The following is a 20,634-nucleotide window of genomic DNA, read 5'->3' as shown; positions in this document are numbered from 1 at the left end:
CCTTGCCTCAGGCCCCTCAGGCAGCGAGGGGAGCAAGGCGCCCGGCGCCGGCCACCGACTCCTCGTAGGCCCGGCCCACACGGAGCACCGTCGCGTCGTGGAAGGGGCGCGCCATCAGCTGCATTCCGATCGGCAGTCCGGCGTGGTCGTGACCGACCGGCAGGGTGAGGGCCGGGACGCCGGTGATGTTGGCGGGGGCACAGAGGCGGACGTAGCTGTCCGACACGGCCTCGGTCGTGCCATCGGCCCACTCGACGGCTTCCTGCCCCGCCTCGGCGGCGGTCATCGGCACCGTCGGCGCGGCGAGGACGTCGATTCCGTCGAACATGCGAGCCCAGGCGTCTCGCATCATGGTGCGGGCCCGCTGGGCGCGGAGGTAGTCGCCCGCAGAGGTGAGTTCGCCGGCCTCCAGCAGGATGCGAACGTCCGCCGCGTACAGATCGGGGGTGGCCCGCAGCGACCGCTCGTGGTACGCGGTGGCCTCGGGAACCATCAGCCCCCACTGAACGGCCTGGATGTAGCGCGCCATCGGGATCTCGACGTCGACGAGCTGCGCCCCCAGCTCCGCCAGCCGCTCGATCGCGTCGCGTACGGACTCCTCGACCTCGGGCGTGACGCGGTCGAAGTAGTGGTTCCGCGGTACGCCGACCTTCAGTCCTCGCAGGTCGCCTCCTCGCAGGTCGCCTTCTCGCAGGTCGCTTCCCGGGAAGCGGTCCAGCGTAGGGCCGGACACGCTCGCCGGGTCGCGCGGGTCGTGGCCGGCGGTCGCCGACAGCACCAGCCCGACGTCCTGGACGGTGCGGGCGAGAGGGCCCACATGGTCCAGGGACCAGGACAGCGAGGTCACGCCTGTGCGGGGGACCAGGCCGTAGGTCGGCTTGAGGCCCACGACGCCGTTCAGGGCCGCGGGGACCCGGATGGAACCGCCCGTGTCCGTGCCCATGGCGAACGTCGCCCCGCCGGCGGCGACAGCTACCGCCGAGCCGCCGCTCGACCCACCCGCGACCCGGCTGTGATCCCAGGCGTTGTTGGTCTGCGGAGTGGTCAGGCCGTAGGCGAACTCGTGCGTGTGCGTCTTGCCCAGGAGGACGGCCCCGGCGGTGCCGAGCCGTTCGGCCACCCGACTGTCGCGTTCCGCCACGTGCCCTGTCCGGACGTGCGAACTCGCCGTGGTGGGCATCCCCTCTGCGTCGATCAGGTCCTTGAGCGCCATGGGGATCCCGTGCAGCGGCCCGCGCGGTCCGCTTCCGGAGATCTCCCGTTCGGCGCGGGCCGCTGCGGCCAGGGCGGCGTCGGCGGCGACGGTGACGTAGGCGCCCAGCCGTCCCTCGACGGCGGAGATACGGGCGAGCACCGATGCGGTGAGTTCGACGGGGGACAGCTCCCGTGCGCGCACCGCACGGGAGGCTTCGGCCAGCGACAGCTCAAACGGTTGCATCGGCGTTCCCCTGTCCGGCGCGGTAGGAGGACGCGGGAGGGGTCTCGCCGAAGTCGAGCTCGCGCAAGGTGCTGATCACGGAGTGGATGTAGTTGGCCGTCATGGCCACTTCTTCCTGTCGGCCGTCCCCGAGGGGGAGCCCGGCCCGCAGCGCCCCTCGGGCTGCTTCTTGGGGGGTGAGTTCGCTGGTCATGACGTCCTTCCGGATCTGCGCGGCGCGACGGGCCGGGACCGGTACAGGGCCTCCGGGCACCGTAAAAGCGAATCATTTGCTTTAGTCGATCGTAGGACCTACGGTGCCTTAAAGCAAACCAATCGCTTTTAGTGCGAGAGGGGCCCAGCACACCGACCCCGCTGTACCCCGCGAGCAACCACACCACTCGCCTCACCGGACCCACCCGCCCAAGACATATCTGCGTCCTCGCAACCCCTGACAGGTAAGGAAGGTCTTCGTGTCCACCTCCTCGCAGACGACCAAGTCCCCTACTCCCCCCGCCTCTTCCTGGACGGTGGGGAACCACACCGTACGACGCATCGACGAAGTGGCCCTGCCCTCCCAGACCGGTCCGTGGCTGCTGCCCGGGGCGACCACCGACCTCGTGGGCCGGACTCCCTGGCTGAGCCCCGAATTCGCCGACGAACAAGGCCTCCTGCGCCTGGCGAGTCACAGTTTCGCCGTCGAGGTGGACGGCATGCGGGTGCTGGTGGACACCGGCATCGGAAACGGGAAGCGGCGCGCCAACCCCGCCTGGCACCACCTGAACAGCGACTACGAAGCACGGCTACGGGCGGCCGGCTTCGCGCCGGAGAGCGTTGACGTCGTGGTCCTGACCCACCTCCACGCCGACCACGTGGGGTGGAACACGCGTGCCGAGGGCGACGCCTGGGTGCCCACCTTCCCGAACGCGCGCTATCTCACCTCCCGCACCGAGTGGGACTACTGGGCGGGTGTCGACATGGAGGAGTCGCGTCGGCAGATGTTCCGGGACTCGGTCCATCCCGTCCGGGAAGCAGGTCTGTTCGACCTCATCGAGGTCGCGGACGAGGGCACGGACGTCGCACCGGGCATCCGTCTGCTGCCCACCCCCGGCCACACCCCGGGGCAGGTAGCGGTGGAACTGAGCAGCCGTGGCGAGACCGCACTGGTCACCGGCGACAGCATCCACCACCCGGTCCAGATGGCGCATCCGGAGCTCTGCAGCTGCGTGGACGTCGCTCCCGAACTCGCGGCCAGGACCCGGAACCGGGTGCTCGCCTCACTGGCCGGTACGTCAACTCTCCTGCTGGGAAGCCACTTCCCACCGCCGACCGCCGGCCACGTGCGACGCGAGAACGACGGGTACCGACTGGCCCCGGCTCCCTCAGCGACAACCGATCACCGGCTTGCGCCCCATGCTTGAAGCCGGCTTTCCACCTGTCCCTCACGGGCGACAGTCACGCCGCTCAAGAATCGCCACGCACTCACCTGATGCGTCATCGGAAAGACGGTCGGAAAGCCTTTGCGAGCGCCGCTTTCCAGACCTCTTTCGTCTCCCCCACCGCACGACGTCGAACGTCAGGAAACGGGGAACCAGGTCGAGAGACGCTTGGCGATGACCGCTACGTCGATGTCGTCCTGCGCGACTTCCTCGACGAATGGGCCGGCAACGGAGCCGGGCGGCGGCACGGTATCGGCGCTGAGGCCGTTGAAGCGCAGGAAGACACGCATGGCGAGCCAGGCGGTGCGCTTGTTGCCGTTGATCAGCGCGCGATTGCGGGCAACGGAATGCAACAGTGCCGCCGCCTTCTCGTACAACGTGGGATACAGCTCGGCTCCGAACACCTTCGTCCGGGGGCGCTCGATCGCCGACACCAGAAGGCCCATGTCGCGCACGCTGCGCTCGGTACCGTTGACCGTGCGAGCGATGGCCAGGATCTCGTCGATCTGGAGGTAACGCACGTCTGTCACTTCAGGTGGTCCAGGATCTCCGCATCGCTGTCCATCAGCTCGGCCAGGACGTCATCGACCTTCAGCTCGGCCCGGTCCTGAGCATCGCGGATGGCCTCGATGGCGAGTTCCTGCTTGCTGCGACCCTCCCGACGAGCCCGCTCGGTGAGCTTCGCGTCAAGGTCGCCGGGGAGTCGGAGAGTCATCGCCATACAGAGATGATACCAGACAGGTATCACCCGGGGCGGAGGGCGGCGCTCTCAGCTCCGCGGAGCGGGGGACGAGGCGGCCGCTCGCATCGCTACCGGGGAGGCGCGGCGAAGAACCCCGTTTCGAGCGCCATCCGAGCGTCAGCAGTCTCCGCGAGAGCCACTCCGCAGACGTCGCCCTCGAAAGCACCTCTCTCGCGAATTTCGCAGATCAGAGAGCTCCCAAAGATCGTTCCGTCTGCTTGAACCGCTGTACGGAGGGAAACCGGTCGAGCAACCCACCAGGGCAACAAGACCGCAGGTCAGGCACCCTTATCCGCAGGCTCAAGAATCGCCACGCACTCCACGTGATGCGTCATCGGAAACAGATCGAACACCCGCAGCATCCGCACCCGGTACCCCCCGTCCCGGAAGTACCCCAGGTCCCGGGCCAGCGCGGCCGGGTCGCAGGCCACGTACGCGATCCTCCGGGCGCCCAGGGAGGACAGGTGCTGCACCGTCTTGCGACCGGCCCCCGCGCGCGGCGGGTCCAGTACGACGAGGTCCGCCTCGGAGATGCCCGTGCGCGGCAGGACCGCCTCGACCTTGCCCTGTTCGATGCGGACGCGGTCGAAGGAGGCGAGGTTGTGCCGGGCGTCCTCGACCGCGCGCTTGCCGGACTCGATGCCGAGGACCGCGCCCTTGTCGCCGACGCGGTCGGCCAGGGCGCCGGCGAAGAGGCCGACGCCGCAGTACAGGTCGAGGGCCATGTCGCCCTTGCGGGGCAGCAGGCCCTGCATGACCGCGCGGACCAGGGTGTCGGCGGCCTGCGGGTGGACCTGCCAGAAGCCGCCGCTGCCCACCCGGTAGGTACGGTCGTCCGCGCGCTCGCGGACGAAGGCGCGGCCGTGGACGCGGTGGACGCCGCCGTCCTTCTCCTCCACCCGCATGACCGAGACGGGCTTGTCGAGTTCGACGAGCGGGAGGCGGGCACCGGGCCGCGGCTCCAGGATCACCATGCGGTCCTGCGAGCCCGTCGCGGCGATTGCCTCGACCGACTCCATGCCGCTCCAGTCCCGCCGCTCGATGCCCAGCTCGCTGACGCCCTCCGCGGCGATCATGCAGTGGTCGATCGGCTGCACCTCGTGCGAGCGGTGCTTGCGCAGACCCGCGCGTCCCTCGGCGTCCACGGCGTACTGCACGCGCGTGCGCCACGACGGGACCTGCCCCGCGGGCACCTTGTCGCCCTCGGCCGGCATCACCGTGCCGTCCCAGCCGGCCTCCTCGGGGGTGAGGCCCGCGAGGCGCTTCAGCTGCTCGGTGACGACCTCGCCCTTGAGGCGGCGCTGCGCTCCCGGCTTGGCGTGCTGCCAGTCGCAGCCACCGCAGCGGCCGGGGCCCGCGAAGGGGCAGGGCGCCTCGATGCGGTCCTTGGACGCGTCCAGGATCTCGACGGCGTCGGCGCGGAGGAAGCGGGCCCCCTCCTCGCCCTCGGTGACCCGGGCCACGACACGTTCGCCGGGCAGCGCGTGCCGGACGAACAGCACCTGCCCCTCGGAGGTACGGGCGATGCAGTGGCCACCGTGGGCGACGGGGCCGATCTCGACCTCGTACTCCTCACCCACCAGCGAGACCGCCCGGGACTCCGCCTGCGACTTCTTCGGTTCTGCCTGCATGGCGGGGTGACTCCAGAGAACGGTGACGACGGTGACGGACGCCGGAGGGCGAACGCCGAAGGACAACAGCCGTCCAGTCTACTTCGACGAAGAGGAGTCCTTCGCCCGGTCGTGATGGGCCGGACCGCGCCGGACCGCACCGGGCGCGTTCCAGTCCGCCCGCTTGCGGGCCCGGCGCTTGGCCGCCTCGGACGACTGGAGCTGGTAGGGCACGGAGGTGACCATGACGCCCGGTGTGAAGAGCAGGCGGCCCTTGAGGCGCAGTGCGCTCTGGTTGTGCAGCAGGTGCTCGTACCAGTGGCCGACCACGTACTCGGGGATGATGACCGAGACCGCGTCGCGCGGGGACTCCTTGCGCAGGCTCTTGACGTACTCGATGACCGGGCGGGTGATCTCGCGGTACGGGGAGTCCAGGACCTTGAGCGGTACGGCGATCCCGCGCCGCTCCCACTCCTCGCGCAGCGCCTTGGTCTCCTCCGGGTCGACGTTGACGCTGAGCGCCTCCAGGGAGTCGGAACGCATGAGCTTGGCGTAGGCGAGGGCCCGCAGGGTGGGGCGGTGGATCTTGGAGATCAGGACGACGGAGTGGACGCGGGACGGGCGCACCATGTCGTCGCTCTGCGCCTCCTCGGGATCCTCGGGCGCGGCGATCTCCTCGGCGACGCGGTCGTAGTGCTTGCGGATCGCCGTCATCGTCGCGAAGAAGATGCACATGCCGAGCAGGGCGACCCAGGCGCCGTGGGTGAACTTCGTGGCCAGGACGACGACGAGCACCAGCCCGGTGAAGAAGGCGCCGAAGGCGTTGATCGCGCGGGAGCGGTGCATGTGGCGGCGCTTGGCCTGGTCGCGCTCGGCGGCCAGGTGGCGGTTCCAGTGCCGGACCATGCCGATCTGGCTGAGCGTGAAGGAGACGAACACGCCGACGATGTACAGCTGGATCAGCCGGGTCGAGTCGGCGCCGTAGATGAAGACCAGCAGCATGGCCGCGCCGGCGAGGAGCACGATGCCGTTGGAGAAGGCCAGGCGGTCGCCGCGGGTGTGCAGCTGGCGCGGCAGGTAGCGGTCCTGGGCGAGGATCGAGCCGAGCAGCGGGAAGCCGTTGTAGGCGGTGTTCGCGGCGAGGAAGAGGACCAGGGCGGTGGCCGCGGCCAGGACGATGAACAGGAAACTGCCCTCGCCGAACACGGCCTCGGCGACCTGCGAGATCACCGGGTGCTGGACGTAGTCCGCGCCGAGCGGGACGCCGTCGTGGAAGAGGTCCTTGGCGGGGTTCTCGGACATGCGCACGTCGGTGGCGGAGGCCAGCGCGATGATGCCGCAGAACATGGTGACGGCGAGCAGGCCCATCAGCGCCAGGGTGTTCCCCGCGTTCTTCGACTTGGGCTTGCGGAAGGCCGGGACGCCGTTGGAGATCGCCTCGACGCCGGTGAGCGCGGCGCAGCCGGAGGAGAAGGCCCGCAGGAGGAGGAAGACCAGGGCGAAGCCGGCCAGCCCGCCGTGCTCCGGTTTGATCTCGTAGTCCGCCGTCGGCGCGCGCATGGTGTCGTCGAGCACCAGGCCCCGGAAGGCGCCCCACGCGATCATGATGAAGACGCCCGCGACGAAGACGTACGTCGGGATCGCGAACAGACTGCCCGACTCCTTGACCCCGCGCAGGTTCATCAGCGTCAGCAGCAGGATGACGCCGACCGCGCAGAGGACCTTGTGCTCGACGACGAAGGGGACCGCGGAGCCGAGGTTCTCGATGCCGGAGGAGATGGAGACGGCGACGGTCAGGACGTAGTCGACCAGCAGGGCACTGGCCACCGTCAGGCCGGCCTTGGGACCGAGGTTGGTGTTCGCCACCTCGTAGTCGCCGCCGCCGCTCGGATAGGCGTGCACGTTCTGCCGGTAGGAGGCGACCACGGTGAACATCAGCACGACGACCGCGACGGCGATCCAGGGGCTGAAGTGGTACGCCGACACGCCCGCGATGGACAGGACCAGCAGCACCTCGCCGGGCGCGTACGCCACGGAGGAGAGCGGGTCGGAGGCGAAGACGGGGAGGGCGATGCGCTTCGGCAGGAGCGTTTCCCCCAGCCGGTCGCTGCGCAGTGCGCGCCCGATCAGAATCCGTTTGGGCACGTCGGTCAGTTTGGACACAACAGAGGATCGTAAGCGTTCGAACGAGCGCCCGCCCACCCGCCACCCCCGATCGCCCCACCGTCTGCCCTACGGGTGAATTCGGGGGCGGTGCGGCTGCGGATTCCGTAGGTCGCGGAATCCGCGTGTCTATATGGCTGCCTATATGACGAACCCCGCCCCGTTGCCGTCGATCGCGCGGCCGTCGCCGCGCCCGGGAGGTCCCATGCACGTGAGCGCAGAGCTGATCGGCGGCGCCGCCACGCTCGTCGGCCTCGGATTCCTGACAGTCGCCAGCATCCGCAGCATCGGCCGACGGAGATCCTCCGCCGGGGGCTGAGACGGCGCTGCGGGCTCCGCAGGCTTGCCACTACGTTGGGTGCGGGCAGGAACCCGGTCCTCCCGGAGGGGGGATCCGGCTTCCCGAGCGGGGGAATCCGGCTTCCCGGGCCCCGAGAGGGTCCGGTGTCGCTGCCCACCGGCATGATGTCCCCTGCGGCCCGCACTCTGGCCGCGACGTGTCGCCAGGCGAGCCGAAAGAGAGACATGAGCAGGACATCCACACAGGCCGGCGGGCAGCCCGCAGGAAGCGGGGTGTGAGGCGATGCACATCGTCATCATGGGCTGCGGGCGCGTGGGCTCCGCCCTCGCGCAGACCCTGGAACAGCAGGGGCACACGGTCGCCGTGATCGACCAGGACCCCACCGCGTTCCGTCGTCTCGGTTCCACGTTCGGCGGTCGGCGGGTCACCGGTATCGGCTTCGACCAGGACACCCTGCGCGAGGCGGGCATCGAGGAGGCCGGCGCCTTCGCGGCCGTCTCCAGCGGTGACAACTCCAACATCATCGCCGCCCGCGTGGCCCGCGAGATGTTCGGCGTGGAGAACGTCGCCGCCCGCATCTACGACCCTCGCCGCGCCGAGGTCTACCAGCGCCTGGGCATCCCGACGGTCGCCACGGTGCGCTGGACGGCCGACCAGATGCTGCGCCGGCTGCTCCCCTCGGGCGCCGAGCCGCTGTGGCGCGACCCCACCGGCGGGGTCCAGCTCGCCGAGGTGCACACCTCCGCGTCCTGGGTCGGCCACCGGATCAGCCGGCTCCAGGAGGAGACCGGGGTACGGGTGGCGTTCCTCACCCGGCTCGGGGAGGCCATCGTGCCCACCTCGCAGACCGTGTTGCAGGAGGGGGACCTGGTGCACGTGATGATGCGCACCGACGAGGTCCACAAGGTCGAGGCGGCGTTCGCCAAGGGTCCCGAAGAGGAGGGCGGTCACTGATGAGGGTCGCCATTGCCGGAGCCGGTGCGGTCGGCCGTTCGATCGCGGGCGAGCTGCTGGAGAACGGCCACGAGGTCCTGCTCATCGACAAGGCGCCGACCGCGATCTCGGTCGAGCGCGTCCCGATGGCGGAGTGGCTGCTCGCCGACGCGTGCGAGATCACGTCCCTGGACGAGGCGGCGCTCCAGCGCTGCAACGTCGTCATCGCCGCGACGGGAGACGACAAGGTCAACCTGGTCGTCTCCCTGCTGGCCAAGACGGAGTACGGCGTTCCGCGGGTCGTCGCCCGGGTGAACAACCCGAAGAACGAGTGGCTGTTCAACGAGTCCTGGGGGGTGGACGTCGCCGTCTCCACCCCGCGGCTGATGTCGGCCCTGGTCGAGGAGGCGGTGAGCGTCGGCGATCTGGTCCGGCTGCTGCGCTTCAGCCACGGCGACGCCAACCTGGTGGAGCTGACGCTGCCGGAGGAGTCGGCGCTGGCCGGCACCCAGGTCGGCGACGTCGAGTGGCCCGAGGACACCTCGCTGGTCACGATCATCCGCGGCACCCGGGTCCTCACCCCGTCGCGGGAGGACTCGCTGGAGGCGGGCGACGAACTGCTGTTCGTGGCGGCACAGGCCCGTGAGGAGCAGCTGGAGGACCTGCTGTCGGCGCGGCGGAGCGACGCCGCGCGCTGAGCGGGGAGAGAGCCCACGGTACGGCGGTGGGGGCGCCCGGAGATCTCCGGGCGCCCCCACCGCCGTATCCGGCGTCGTGAGCCACCAGCGAGCGCGACCGCCGTCAGCGCGACCGCTGTCAGCCATCGGCGCGAGCGCTGCCATTCGTCGGCGGGACCGCCGTCAGTCGTCGGCGCGACCGCCATGTCCGTCGGCGCGATCAGCCCTTGCGGTGCCTGCCGCTCTGCGCGGGGTCCACGGCGTCGCCGCCCAGTGCCTCGCGCTCGACCTTCGCCCGCTCCTCGCGTTCCTTCTCGGCCTGCTCCGCCGCCTCCATCTCCGCGAACACGTCGATGGGCGCCGGCGCCTTCGCGAGGAAGACCCAGGTCAGCCAGACCGCGAGCAGGAACGGCGGGATCTTCAGGGTGACCAGCACCCAGCCGAGCTGCTCGGTGTCCGCCCACCAGTACAGCGGGAAGAGGATCGCGCTCTTGGCGAGCAGGATCAGGCCCCAGGCGTAGCTGGCCTTCGTGTACGCCTTCTTGCGGCCCGGGTTGCGGGTGCGCCAGGAGAGGTTCTCCTTGAAGACCGGGCCGAGGATCAGTCCGATCAGCGGGACACCGGCCAGCGCGGTCACGATGTAGGCGAGGGCCAGGCCCAGCGTGTACATCATGCCCGGCAAGTAGAAGTTCTTGGCGTTGTCGGTCATCATCGCGAAGACCACGCCGAAGGCGACGCCGAAGACCCCGCTGAAGGCGTGCTTGACGGTGTCCTTCATCACCAGCCGGACCACGACCAGCACCAGCGACACGGCGAGCGCCGCGATCGCCGACATGTGCAGGTCGTTGTTGAGCGTGAAGATCGTGACGAAGAGCAGACCCGGCAGGACCGTCTCGATCATGCCCCGCACGCCGCCGAACGCTTCGAACAGCGCGGCCTCCGTCACCGCCCGGGCGTCGTCCGCTTCCGTCTCTTCGGTCGGCTTGTCGAGCGACGTCACCGGCTACTCCCGTCCGAGGGGTCTCAGTTCGTACTTCGGGTTGAAGAGCACCCGGCGGCCCCGGCTCATCGAGATCCGGCCCGATGCGATGAGCTTGCGCCCCGGCTCTATGCCCACGATGGAGCGTCTGCCCAGCCACACCACGTCCAGGGCGGCGGAGCCGTCGAACAGCTCGGCCTCCAGGGCGGGGACGCCCGCACGCGGGCGCAGGGTGACCGTGCGCAAGGTACCAGTAACCGAGACGATCTGCCGGTCCTGGCAGTCGCAGATACGGGTGCAGCCGGCGGTGTCGGCGTCCTCGCGCAGTTCCTCGGACTCCAGGTCCTCCTGGGACGAGGAGAGCCGGTCGAACATGCGCCGGAACCGGCCCACCGGCTTGTCGGAACGCGGAGCAGCACTCATATCTGAAGCGTACCGGGGCGCGCCGACAGGCAGACACCCTCTCCGGACCGGTATCGCGAGGCTCACTTCTCGAAGCGGTACCCCATGCCGGGCTCCGTGACGAAGTGCCGCGGGTGCGCCGGGTCCGCCTCCAGCTTGCGGCGCAGTTGCGCCATGTACACGCGCAGGTAGTTCGTCTCGGTGCCGTAGGACGGCCCCCACACCTCCTGGAGCAGCTGCTTCTGGCTGACCAGGCGCCCGGTGTTGCGCACCAGCACCTCCAGCAGATGCCACTCGGTGGGGGTGAGCCGTACGTCCTTCCCGGCCCGGTGCACCTTCTTCGCGGCCAGGTCGACGGTGAACTCCTCGGTGTCCACGACCACGTCGCCCACGTCGCCGGGGACCGGTTCGGCCCGGCGGACGGCGGCCCGCAGCCGGGCCAGCAGTTCGTCCATGCCGAAGGGCTTGGTGACGTAGTCGTCGGCCCCCGCGTCCAGCGCCTCGACCTTCTCGTCGGAGGCGTGCCGGGCGGACAGCACCAGGATGGGCACCCGGGTCCAGCCGCGCAGGCCCCTGATCACCTCGACGCCGTCCATGTCGGGCAGGCCCAGGTCCAGCACCACCACGTCGGGCTGGCGGGCGGCGGCGAGCCGCAGGGCGGTGGCGCCGTCGTGGGCGGCGTCGACCTCGTAGTGCCGGGCCTTGAGGTTGATCACGAGGGCACGCACGATCTGCGGTTCGTCGTCGATCACGAGCACCCTGGTCATCGGGCGGCCTGCCTTTCTGTGGTGGTGGCGTGCGGTGCCACGGAGGGCGCTGTCGCGGTGCGGGAGGAGCCCGCCGCGCGGAGGGTGAGCACCATGGTGAGGCCACCGCCGGGGGTGTCCTCGGCGTTCAGGGTCCCGCCCATCGCCTCGGCGAAGCCCCTGGCCACGGCCAGGCCGAGGCCGACCCCGGCGCCGCGCGGGGCGTCGCCGTACCGCTGGAAGGGCTCGAAGATGCGGTCCTTGGCGTCGTCCGGCACGCCCGGCCCCCGGTCGACGACCCGTACCTCGACCCGGTCGGCGAGGGCGCTGGCGGCCACCAGGACGGTGCGTCCGGCGGGGCTGTACTTGACGGCGTTCTCCACCAGGTTGGCCATCGACCGCTCCAGGAGTCCGGCGTCCACCGCGACCATCGGCAGGGTCTCGGGGATGTCCAGCTCGGCGCTCCCCTCGGGCACCCCGCCGAGCGCCATCGGCACGACCTCGTCGACGTCGATCTCCCGGATCAGCGGCGTGACCGTGCCGGTCTGCAGGCGGGACATGTCGAGCAGGTTGCCCACGAGGTTGTCGAGGCGGTCGGCGCCCTCCTCGATGCCCTCCAGCAGCTCCCCCTGGTCCTCCTCGGACCAGGCGACGTCGTCGGACCTGAGGCTGGTGACCGCCGCCTTGATCCCGGCGAGCGGGGTACGGAGGTCGTGGCTGACGGCGGCCAGCAGCGCCGTGCGGATGCGGTTGCCCTCGGCGAGGGCGCGGGCCCGGTCGGCCTCCTCGCGCAGGCGCCGCCGGTCCAGGACGACGGCGGCCTGGGCGGCGAAGGCGGCCAGCACCCGCCGGTCCTCGGCGGGCAGGACCCGGCCGGTCAGCGCGAGGGCCATGTGGTCCCCGACCGGCATGTCCACGTCCGCGTCCTCCGGGCGCCGGACCGGCGGACCCGTCCCTGCCCGGCCCGCGCAGGTCCAGGGCGCCACGTCGTCCGCCCGCTCCAGCAGGGCGGCCGACTCCATGCCGAAGGTCTCGCGGACCCGCTCCAGCAGCGTCTCCAGGCTGGTCTCGCCGCGCAGCACGTCGCCGGCCAGGAAGGAGAGGATCTCGGACTCGGCGCGCAGCCGGGCCGCCTGGTGGGTACGGCGGGCGGCGACGTCGACGACGGAGGCCACGGAGAGCGCGACACCCACGAATATGGCCAGCGCCAGCATGTTCCGGGGGTCGGCGATGGTGATCCGGTCGACCGGGGGCGTGAAGAACCAGTTCAGCAGCAGCGATCCGACGGCGGCCGAGGCGAGCGCCGGGTACAGCCCGCCGAGCAGGGCCGCGGCCACGGTCAGCGCCAGGTAGAGCAGCACGTCGTTGGCGAGCCCGAGGTGGACGGAGTTCAGCAGCAGCGTCAGCAGCACCGGTCCGCCGAGGCCCGTGAACCAGCCCCAGACGATCCGGGAGCGGCCGAGCCGCACTCCCCCGGCCACCGGCAGCCCGCGGCCCTTGGCGACCTCCTCGTGGGTCACGATGTGGACGTCCAGGTCGGGTCCGGACTCGCGGGCGACCGTGGCGCCGACGCCGGGGCCGAAGACGTACTGCCAGGCCTTGCGGCGCGAGGACCCCAGGACGATCTGGGTGGCGTTGACACCGCGCGCGAAGTCGAGCAGGGCGGCCGGTACGTCCTCGCCGAGCACGTGGTGGAAGGTGCCGCCGAGGTCCTCCACCAGGGTGCGCTGCACCGCGAGCTCCTTGGGGGAGGCCGAGGTCAGCCCGTCGCTGCGGGCCACGTACACGGCCAGTACCTCGCCGCCGGCGCCCTTCTCCGCGAGGCGCGCGGCCCGCCGTATCAGCGTCCGGCCCTCGGGGCCGCCGGTCAGGCCGACCACGATGCGCTCGCGCGAGCCCCATATCCTCGACACCCGGTGCTCGCTGCGGTACTGCTGGAGGTACTCGTCGACCCGGTCGGCGACCCAGAGCAGCGCGAGCTCCCGCAGGGCCGTGAGGTTGCCGGGGCGGAAGTAGTTGGACAGGGCCGCGTCGACCTTGTCCGGCTGGTAGATGTTGCCGTGGGCCATGCGCCGGCGCAGCGCCTGCGGCGACATGTCGACCAGTTCGATCTGGTCCGCCCGTCGCACCACCTCGTCCGGCACGGTCTCCTGCTGCCGTACCCCCGTGATCGACTCCACCACGTCACCGAGTGACTCAAGGTGCTGGATGTTGACGGTCGAGATCACGTCGATGCCGGCGGCCAGCAGTTCCTCCACGTCCTGCCACCGCTTGGCGTTGCGGGAACCGGGGACGTTGGTGTGGGCGAGTTCGTCCACCAGCGCCACGCGGGGCGCCCTGGCCAGCACCGCGTCCAGGTCCAGCTCCGTGAAGACCGCGCCGCGGTGCGTCAGCCGCCGGCGCGGCACCTGTTCCAGGCCGTGCAGCAGGACCTCCGTGCGCGACCTGTCGTGGTGCTCCACGAAGGCCACGACGCAGTCGGTGCCCCGCTCCAGGCGGCGGTGCGCCTCGGACAGCATGGCGTACGTCTTGCCGACGCCCGGCGCCGCGCCGAGGTAGATCCGAAGCTTGCCGCGTCCCATGGCCTCATTGTCTTCCGGTCAGCGCTGACTGCGCAGCGTCGACCCTACGACCCGCAATCGCGACAAACCGGGGCGGGGTGCGGATGCCGGTCGTCCTTGACGGAACTCTGACGCCTGGGATGTCACGGCTCGGCGATCTCGCCGTCTCGCGGCCCACCGACGACGAAGCCCACCCGCCGTCCGACCGGGTCGGAGGCGGGTGGGCGAAGGTCAGGGGTCCCGGGAGCCGGCACCTGGTCGGCGAGGTCCGGCGGGGTGGCGTCGTGGGTGGCGACCAGGACGGTGCTCCGCTCACCGCGTACGACGGCCCGCGGACGTTCCCTCACGGCGTGCCCGGCGAGCCCGACGAGGGAGAGCGGCGGTTCCGCCCGCTCCTCCCGTTCACACGGTGCGGCCCGGTACGGCCGCAGCGGTACGTCCACGCTCTCGGCGGCCGTGAGCATCGGGTGGGCCCGAAGGGCTGGAGGACGACGCCGACGCTGTCCCGGGTCCTACGGCAGGAGGGCCGCGTCCCGTGCGGGACGCGGCCCTCCTGCGCGCGCGTGCGCCGCACGCGCGCGTACGGAAAACCGTACGGAGTCTTCGCCTAACGGACCTCGGTGATCTCCGGTCCGCGCTGGAGCTGGCCCATTCCGCCGGAGAAGCGGGAGCCCTCCTCCTGCTGGACGCCCTCGGGGACCATCTGCGCGTCGTTCGGCAGCTTGAGGACGATGGGGTCGCGGGGGGCCATGGGGCCGTCGCCGCGGACCACGACCGTGTCCCGGAAGATCTGCTCCAGCAGACCGGCGGCCTGCGGCTGCACCGCGCCCTGGCCCGAGATCACTCCGCGCAGGAACCAGCGGGGACCGTCCACACCGACGAACCGTACGACCTGGAAGCCGCCCGTGCCGTCCGGCAGCTGCACCGGGACCTGGGCCCGCAGTTCCCAGCCCAGCGGGCCCTCGACCTCGTCGATGATGCCGCCCTGCTGCGTGATGCCGGAGCCGATCTCCTCACGCACCTCGCCCCAGATGCCCTCGCGCTTGGGAGCGGCGAAGCCCTGGAGCTGGATGGCGCTGTCGCGCAGCACGACGGTCGCGGCGACGATCGCGTCGCCCGCGACCTCCACCCGCAACTCCATGCCGTCGACTCCGGGAACGAACAGACCGCCCAGGTCCACCCGGCCCTCGGCCGGGTCGCGGACCTCGGTGCTGTCCCAGGGCCCGTCGGGCCGCGGTTCGGGCTCGAGCCGCACGCGCTCGCGCCCTTCGTCCGCCTCGGTGTCGACGCTGTCGACGACCTGCTCGGCCTCGCCGGCCGCGCCCTCGGCGGCATCCCTCTTCTTGCGACGTCCGAACACGTCACTGTCCTTCCCGGTCGGATACGACCGAAGCGTATCGATTCCCACCCGTCGGGCCGCCCTCGGCGACCTGACCGCTTGTGCCGCTTGCACGGTCCAACCCGGCGTGGCCGCCGGTGGACCCGAAGCCCCCCTCGGCCCGGGCCGAGTCGGGAAGCTCCGCGACCTGGCGGAAGCGGACCCTCTCGACCTGCTGGACGACCAGTTGGGCAATCCGGTCGAAGCGCTCGAACCGCACCGTCTCGCGCGGGTCGAGATTCACCACGATCACCTTGATCTCCCCACGGTACCCGGCATCAATCGTCCCCGGGGCATTCACGAGGGCGACACCGCAGCGGGCGGCCAGACCGGAACGTGGGTGCACGAAGGCCGCGTACCCCTCGGGGAGCGCCACAGACACGCCCGTCGGCAGTACGGCCCGTTCACCGGGGGCGAGTTCGCAGCTCGCGGTGGTGCGCAGATCGGCCCCCGCGTCGCCGGGCTGCGCGTACGCCGGAAGCGGTACGTCGGGGTCGACGCGGCGGATCAGGACGTCGAGTTCCGGCCTGGGATCACGGCTCACGGGTTCACCTCGAAGGCGCGGGCGCGGCGGAGCTGGTCGGGGTCGTCCATGGCAGCGCGGATCTCCTCCTCGCGGCCGTGGCTCACGAAGTGATCGACCTTGACCTCGATGAAGAGCGCGTCGGCGCGCACGGCCACGGGCCCGTCGGGGCCGCCGATCCGTCCGGTGGCGGTGGAGTAGATCTTCCGGCCGGCCACGGCGGTCACCTCGGCCTCCAGGTGCAGCGTCGTACCGACGGGCACCGGCCGCAGGAAGTCGGTCTCCAGCCGCCCGGTCACCGCGATGGTGCGCAGCAGCCAGTTCAGCGACCCGAGGGTCTCGTCCAGGGCGGTGGCCAGCACGCCGCCGTGCGCCAGGCCGGGGGCGCCCTGGTGGGCGGGCTGAACGGTGAACTCGGCGGTGATCGACACGCCTTCTCCGGCTCGCGCCTGGAGGTGCAGTCCGTGGGGCTGGTCGCCGCCGCAGCCGAAGCACTGGCCGTAGTGCGCGCCGAGCAGCTCGCCGGGGGCGGGCGCGTCGGGGTGCCGTTCGGGTTTCACGGCGTCGGCGGGGGGCTGAAGACCCGGGGAAGTACCACTCACAGGCGCAGACCTTACCCGCGCGTCGGCCGATCACCGATACCGTGCCAAGCTTGCTTCATGCAGCTCTCCCCCGCCCCGTACGAAGAACGCCTCACCGCGCCCCGCTCCTGGTGGCTGGTCTCCTTCCTGGTGGGGCTCTCGTTCGCCCTGATCCTGCTGCCCTTCGGCACACTGCCGATGCTGGGCGGCCTGGCCGGTGGGACGGCGGTGGCGGCGGTGGCGGCCAGTTCGTACGGTGCGGTCCGCATCCGCGTCGTGGGCGACTCGCTCATCGCGGGCGAGGCGAAGGTGCCGGTCTCGGCGCTGGGCGAGGCGGAGATCCTCGACCCGGAGGAGGCCCGCGCCTGGCGCACGTACAAGGCCGACACCCGCGCCTTCCTGCTGCTGCGCGCCTACATCCCGAGGGCCGTGCGCGTCATGGTCACGGACCCGCAGGACCCGACTCCGTACCTGTACCTGTCGACCCGCGAGCCGGAGCGGCTGGTGGAGGCCTTGGCGGCGGCCAAGGCCGCGGCGTAGCGCCCGCGTACGGGGGTCAGCGCCCGCTGCCCCCGCCGGGGCGGTGCCCGGGGCCTCCCGGGCCGAGTTCTCTCGCCAGGGCGCCCATGTCCAGCGCGTCCTGCGGTCCTTCCAGGGCCGGAAGGTCGTCGAGGGCGCTCCAGGGAACCTGCTTCCCGCGCAGGTCCGCCCGGATTCTGGCGGCCAGCTTTCTGGTGTCGCGGCGGTTCATGACGGCTCCCACGGCGGCGCCCACCATGAACGGCATCAGGTTCGGCAGGTCGCGCACCATCCGCTTCATGATCTGCTGCCGCAGCTGGCGCTTCATCTGGCTGTTCATGGCCGAACCGAGACTCGCCGGCTTCGACACGTCGACGCCGCGCTCGTCCGACCAGGAGTTGAGGTACGCGGTGCTGCGCTGGGCGAGGCCGCCGGGCGGGCGTACCCCGTAGACCTCGTGGAGTTCGGCGATCAGCTTGAGCTCGATCGCCGCGACGCCGGTGATCTCGGCGGCCAGCTCGGCGGGCATCGCGGGCGGTACGGGCATCATCGCCGCGGCGCCGATCCCCGCTCCCACGGTCGCCGTGCCCTTCGCCGCGCCGGCCACCAGCCGGTCGGCGAGCTCCTCGGGCCCGAGGCCCGGGAACTGCCTGCGGAGCGTCGCCAGATCCCGCACGGGCACCCGGGGGGCCAGGTCGATGATCCGGTCGGCCAGGTGCGCCAGGGCGGCCCTGGCGCGCTGGCCGCCGTTGCGGACGCCCTGTCCGGCCTTGTGCCGGAACGCCGCTGCCCGGCGCCGGGCAGCGGGTGCCGGCGTCGCCGCGGTCGCCGGGAGGTCACCCCGGCCGGCCACGGGTTCGAGCGAGGCCGTCCCGCTGCCGGTCGGGCCCCGCTCGTCGTCACGCGCGCTGTACGGACCGTTGAACGGCCCTTGGTCCGCTTCCCGCCTGGAGAAGCGGCGCTTCCAGGGAGGGGTCGAGCCAGTCACGGCCGACCCCGCCTCAGTCGCAGTCGCGGCAGATGGGCTGGCCGTTCTTCTCCCGGGCCAGCTGGCTGCGGTGGTGCACCAGGAAGCAGCTCATGCAGGTGAACTCATCCTGCTGCTTCGGCAGTACACGGACCGCCAGCTCCTCGTTCGAGAGGTCGGCGCCGGGAAGTTCGAGGCCTTCCGCGGCCTCGAACTCGTCGACGTCGACGGCCGAGGCGGACTTGTCGTTCCGCCTGGCCTTCAACTCTTCGAGGCTGTCCGAGTCGACGTCGTCGTCGGTCTTGCGTGGAGTGTCGTAATCGGTTGCCATGGTCGCTCTCCCCCTCTGGGTGTCTGCGGTGTCTCCAGCGCACGTAACGCGTGAGAGGCCGGACTTGTGCCCGACCTGAGGCGGAGATTTTGCCTCACATCAAGGTCTGTTACTCAATCGACACCCAACCGGACCCCTCATGAGTGATCGGCTTGGATGGCGATGGGGACCGTACACGGTCCTAATACCGCACTTCAAAGGCGCCTCACCGTGTACTTCCCGTGATCAGGACCCCTGAAAACCGGGATTTTCCCGGCTTTCCGACAGGGTGCATGATCACGGAGAGTAGATGGCGAGAAAGCCTCCGCTGTGATCGATCACACAGGCGCTTTCCGGGCCGGTGGCCTGGAAATTCTGCTCAAAGCGAACATCTTCGGAGTTCGGTGGGATGTCGGGGTCATGATCTCAGACGGGAAGCGTGACGCGCATGACGAGCCCCCCGCCCTCGCGCGGTTGCGCGTAGATGTGCCCGCCGTGCGCCCGTGCCACGGAGCGCGCGATGGACAGGCCGAGGCCCACGCCCTTGTCGCTTCCCGTGCGCTCGGTGCGCAGCCGCCGGAACGGCTCGAAGAGGTTGTCGATCTCGTACGCCGGTACGACCGGACCCGTGTTGGTGACCACCAGAACCGCCTGGCCGTTCTCGACCGCGGTCGTGACCTCGACCCAGCCCTGTTCGGGCACGTTGTAGCGCACCGCGTTCTGCACCAGGTTCAGCGCGATCCTCTCCAGCAGGACGCCGTTGCCCTGGACCACCGCGGGCTCGCGCGCACCCCGGACCTCCACGCCCTTGGTGCCCGCCTCGGCGTGCACCTGGTCGATGGCCTGTCCGGCCACCTCGGCGAGGTCCACCGGCTTGCGCTCGACGATCTGGTTGTCGCTGCGGGCCAGGAGCAACAGACCCTCGACGAGCTGCTCGCTGCGTTCGTTGGTGGCCAGCAGCGTCTTGCCGAGCTGTTGGAGCTCCACCGGGGCGTTCGGGTCGGACAAGTGCACTTCCAGGAGGGTGCGGTTGATCGCCAGGGGCGTGCGCAACTCGTGGGAGGCGTTGCCGACGAAGCGCTGCTGGGCGGTGAAGGCCCGTTGCAGTCGCTCCAGCATGTCGTCGAAGGTGTCCGCCAGCTCCTTCAGCTCGTCGTCCGGGCCGTCCAGCTCGATCCGGCGGGAGAGGTCCGAACCCGCCACCGCGCGGGCGGTGCGGGTGATCCGGCCCAGCGGCGACAGGACGCGTCCGGCCATGGCGTAGCCGAAGGCGAAGGCGATCACGGCGAGCCCGAGCAGGGCCAGCAGCGAACGGCTGAGCAGCCTGTCCAGGGCCGCCTGACGCTCGTGGTCGATGCACTCGCTGATCGCCGCGTTGAACTCCGACAGCGACAGGTTGCCGTTGGTGACTCCCGGACAGTCGTTGCTGGCGACGCGGAGGCCCTCGAAGTCGACGATCTTGTACAGCGGCTGGTTGCCGGTGCGCACCGCCTGGGCGGCGAGCAGGTAGATGATCGACAGCAGCAGGATGCCGGCGATCAGGAACATGCCGCCGTACAGCAGCGTGAGCCTTATGCGGATGGTCGGTCGCAGCCAGGGCAGCGGGGCGGCCGACCGCGGGGCCCAGGTGGGCTTCGGGGGCGCCCCGGGGGGCGCGGGTGTCGTCGCCACGGTCGATCAGATCCGGTAGCCGGAGCCGGGGACCGTGACGATGACGGGCGGCTCGCCCAGCTTGCGGCGCAGGGTCATGACGGTCACGCGGACGACGTTGGTGAACGGGTCGGTGTTCTCGTCCCAGGCCTTCTCCAGCAGCTGCTCCGCCGAGACGACCGCTCCCTCGCTGCGCATGAGCACTTCCAGCACGGCGAACTCCTTGGGGGCGAGTTGCACCTCCTTGCCGTCGCGGAACACCTCGCGGCGGTTCGGGTCGAGCTTGATCCCGGCCCGCTCCAGGACGGGCGGCAGGGGCACGCTGGTACGCCGGCCCAGGGCACGCACACGCGCGATGAGCTCGCTGAACGCGAACGGCTTGGGGAGGTAGTCGTCGGCGCCGATCTCCAGGCCCTCGACCCGGTCGCTGACGTCGCCGGAGGCCGTGAGCATCAGCACCCGGGTGGGCATGCCCAGCTCGACGATCTTGCGGCAGACGTCGTCGCCGTGCACGAGGGGGAGGTCGCGGTCGAGGACGACCACGTCGTAGTCGTTGACGCCGATGCGCTCCAGGGCGGCCGCACCGTCGTACACGACGTCGACGGCCATGGCCTCCCGGCGCAGTCCGGTGGCCACCGCATCGGCGAGCAGCTGCTCGTCCTCGACGACGAGTACGCGCACGTCGCTTGTCCTTCCTCTGTCCACCCGCGTAGCGCTTGTCGGGCGCACGAGGGCA

At 70.9% G+C, this 20,634-nt stretch carries 22 protein-coding genes; 4 read left to right on the top strand and 18 right to left on the bottom strand.

Annotated features, from left to right (window positions below; all coding sequences use genetic code 11):
* Positions 1-16: 16 nt before the first annotated feature.
* Positions 17-1,438, bottom strand: coding sequence for an Asp-tRNA(Asn)/Glu-tRNA(Gln) amidotransferase GatCAB subunit A (locus SAM23877_RS26530; protein WP_053138359.1), 1,422 nt, complete (start codon positions 1,436-1,438; stop codon positions 17-19).
* Positions 1,425-1,631, bottom strand: a complete 207-nt coding sequence (locus SAM23877_RS26525; protein ID WP_053138356.1) for a hypothetical protein — start codon at positions 1,629-1,631, stop codon at positions 1,425-1,427. Before SAM23877_RS26525 ends, SAM23877_RS26530 begins: the two co-directional genes overlap by 14 nt.
* Positions 1,632-1,890: 259 nt before the next feature.
* Between SAM23877_RS26525 and SAM23877_RS26520 the strand changes: the two genes are divergently transcribed.
* Positions 1,891-2,838, top strand: a complete 948-nt coding sequence (locus SAM23877_RS26520) for an MBL fold metallo-hydrolase (RefSeq protein WP_053138353.1) — start codon at positions 1,891-1,893, stop codon at positions 2,836-2,838.
* Between the two features lie 155 nt (positions 2,839-2,993).
* On the opposite strand, the gene SAM23877_RS26515 is transcribed toward SAM23877_RS26520, so the two are convergent.
* The 4 genes from SAM23877_RS26515 to SAM23877_RS26500 all read right to left on the bottom strand — a co-directional run bounded on the left by SAM23877_RS26515 (position 2,994) and on the right by SAM23877_RS26500 (position 7,371).
* A complete protein-coding gene (locus SAM23877_RS26515) occupies positions 2,994-3,386 on the bottom strand; it encodes a type II toxin-antitoxin system death-on-curing family toxin (protein ID WP_053138350.1) in 393 nt (130 codons plus the stop codon).
* Complete coding sequence (locus tag SAM23877_RS26510) at positions 3,383-3,577, bottom strand: ribbon-helix-helix protein, CopG family (RefSeq protein ID WP_053138347.1); 195 nt, start codon at positions 3,575-3,577, stop codon at positions 3,383-3,385. Before SAM23877_RS26510 ends, SAM23877_RS26515 begins: the two co-directional genes overlap by 4 nt.
* A 299-nt stretch (positions 3,578-3,876) precedes the next feature.
* On the bottom strand, positions 3,877-5,229 hold the full coding sequence (locus SAM23877_RS26505; protein ID WP_053138344.1) for a class I SAM-dependent RNA methyltransferase: 1,353 nt from the start codon (positions 5,227-5,229) through the stop codon (positions 3,877-3,879).
* A gap of 78 nt (positions 5,230-5,307) precedes the next feature.
* A complete protein-coding gene (locus tag SAM23877_RS26500; RefSeq protein WP_053138341.1) occupies positions 5,308-7,371 on the bottom strand; it encodes an APC family permease in 2,064 nt (687 codons plus the stop codon).
* Between the two features lie 583 nt (positions 7,372-7,954).
* Between SAM23877_RS26500 and SAM23877_RS26495 the strand changes: the two genes are divergently transcribed.
* A complete protein-coding gene (locus SAM23877_RS26495) occupies positions 7,955-8,626 on the top strand; it encodes a potassium channel family protein (RefSeq protein ID WP_053138338.1) in 672 nt (223 codons plus the stop codon).
* A complete protein-coding gene (locus SAM23877_RS26490) occupies positions 8,626-9,303 on the top strand; it encodes a potassium channel family protein (protein WP_053138336.1) in 678 nt (225 codons plus the stop codon). The genes SAM23877_RS26495 and SAM23877_RS26490 overlap by 1 nt, the downstream gene beginning before the upstream one ends.
* Before the next feature lie 199 nt (positions 9,304-9,502).
* Here the strand turns inward: SAM23877_RS26490 and SAM23877_RS26485 are convergent, their stop codons facing one another.
* The 8 genes from SAM23877_RS26485 to SAM23877_RS26450 all read right to left on the bottom strand — a co-directional run bounded on the left by SAM23877_RS26485 (position 9,503) and on the right by SAM23877_RS26450 (position 16,473).
* The gene (locus SAM23877_RS26485) at positions 9,503-10,282 is read right to left on the bottom strand and encodes a DUF3159 domain-containing protein (protein WP_053138334.1); all 780 of its coding nucleotides are present in this window, start codon (positions 10,280-10,282) and stop codon (positions 9,503-9,505) included.
* Positions 10,283-10,285: 3 nt separating this feature from the next.
* Positions 10,286-10,684, bottom strand: coding sequence for an OB-fold nucleic acid binding domain-containing protein (locus SAM23877_RS26480; protein ID WP_073731801.1), 399 nt, complete (start codon positions 10,682-10,684; stop codon positions 10,286-10,288).
* A 62-nt stretch (positions 10,685-10,746) separates the two neighbouring features.
* Positions 10,747-11,430: a response regulator gene (locus SAM23877_RS26475; RefSeq protein ID WP_053138331.1), complete on the bottom strand. Its 684-nt coding sequence runs from the start codon at positions 11,428-11,430 to the stop codon at positions 10,747-10,749.
* On the bottom strand, positions 11,427-13,991 hold the full coding sequence (locus tag SAM23877_RS26470; protein WP_053138329.1) for a sensor histidine kinase: 2,565 nt from the start codon (positions 13,989-13,991) through the stop codon (positions 11,427-11,429). Before SAM23877_RS26470 ends, SAM23877_RS26475 begins: the two co-directional genes overlap by 4 nt.
* Positions 13,992-14,113: 122 nt before the next feature.
* Positions 14,114-14,434: an ATP-binding cassette domain-containing protein gene (locus SAM23877_RS26465; protein WP_053138326.1), complete on the bottom strand. Its 321-nt coding sequence runs from the start codon at positions 14,432-14,434 to the stop codon at positions 14,114-14,116.
* Positions 14,435-14,577: 143 nt separating this feature from the next.
* Positions 14,578-15,330 (bottom strand): DUF3710 domain-containing protein, encoded by a 753-nt coding sequence (locus SAM23877_RS26460; protein ID WP_053138323.1) that lies wholly within the window; start codon positions 15,328-15,330, stop codon positions 14,578-14,580.
* Position 15,331: 1 nt separating this feature from the next.
* On the bottom strand, positions 15,332-15,892 hold the full coding sequence (dut, locus tag SAM23877_RS26455) for a dUTP diphosphatase (RefSeq protein ID WP_053138318.1): 561 nt from the start codon (positions 15,890-15,892) through the stop codon (positions 15,332-15,334).
* Complete coding sequence (locus SAM23877_RS26450) at positions 15,889-16,473, bottom strand: PaaI family thioesterase (protein WP_053138315.1); 585 nt, start codon at positions 16,471-16,473, stop codon at positions 15,889-15,891. Before SAM23877_RS26450 ends, dut begins: the two co-directional genes overlap by 4 nt.
* 57 nt (positions 16,474-16,530) lie before the next feature.
* Between SAM23877_RS26450 and SAM23877_RS26445 the strand changes: the two genes are divergently transcribed.
* The gene (locus SAM23877_RS26445; RefSeq protein ID WP_053138312.1) at positions 16,531-16,992 is read left to right on the top strand and encodes a DUF3093 domain-containing protein; all 462 of its coding nucleotides are present in this window, start codon (positions 16,531-16,533) and stop codon (positions 16,990-16,992) included.
* A gap of 16 nt (positions 16,993-17,008) precedes the next feature.
* Here the strand turns inward: SAM23877_RS26445 and SAM23877_RS26440 are convergent, their stop codons facing one another.
* From SAM23877_RS26440 to SAM23877_RS26425, 4 genes are all read right to left on the bottom strand, one after another.
* Entirely contained in the window at positions 17,009-17,959 is a 951-nt protein-coding gene (locus SAM23877_RS26440; protein WP_053138309.1) for a hypothetical protein, read from the bottom strand.
* Between the two features lie 13 nt (positions 17,960-17,972).
* Complete coding sequence (locus tag SAM23877_RS26435) at positions 17,973-18,269, bottom strand: DUF4193 domain-containing protein (RefSeq protein WP_003993510.1); 297 nt, start codon at positions 18,267-18,269, stop codon at positions 17,973-17,975.
* Between the two features lie 405 nt (positions 18,270-18,674).
* Positions 18,675-19,919: a sensor histidine kinase gene (locus SAM23877_RS26430; RefSeq protein WP_053138306.1), complete on the bottom strand. Its 1,245-nt coding sequence runs from the start codon at positions 19,917-19,919 to the stop codon at positions 18,675-18,677.
* 6 nt (positions 19,920-19,925) lie between these two features.
* On the bottom strand, positions 19,926-20,579 hold the full coding sequence (locus SAM23877_RS26425; protein WP_003993508.1) for a response regulator transcription factor: 654 nt from the start codon (positions 20,577-20,579) through the stop codon (positions 19,926-19,928).
* Positions 20,580-20,634: the final 55 nt, after the last annotated feature.

Origin of the sequence: Streptomyces ambofaciens ATCC 23877, from assembly GCF_001267885.1 — a bacterium.
Taxonomy (GTDB): domain Bacteria; phylum Actinomycetota; class Actinomycetes; order Streptomycetales; family Streptomycetaceae; genus Streptomyces; species Streptomyces ambofaciens.
The sequence above is the reverse complement of the archived record's forward strand: the minus strand, read 5'-3'. Positions and strand labels throughout refer to the sequence as shown.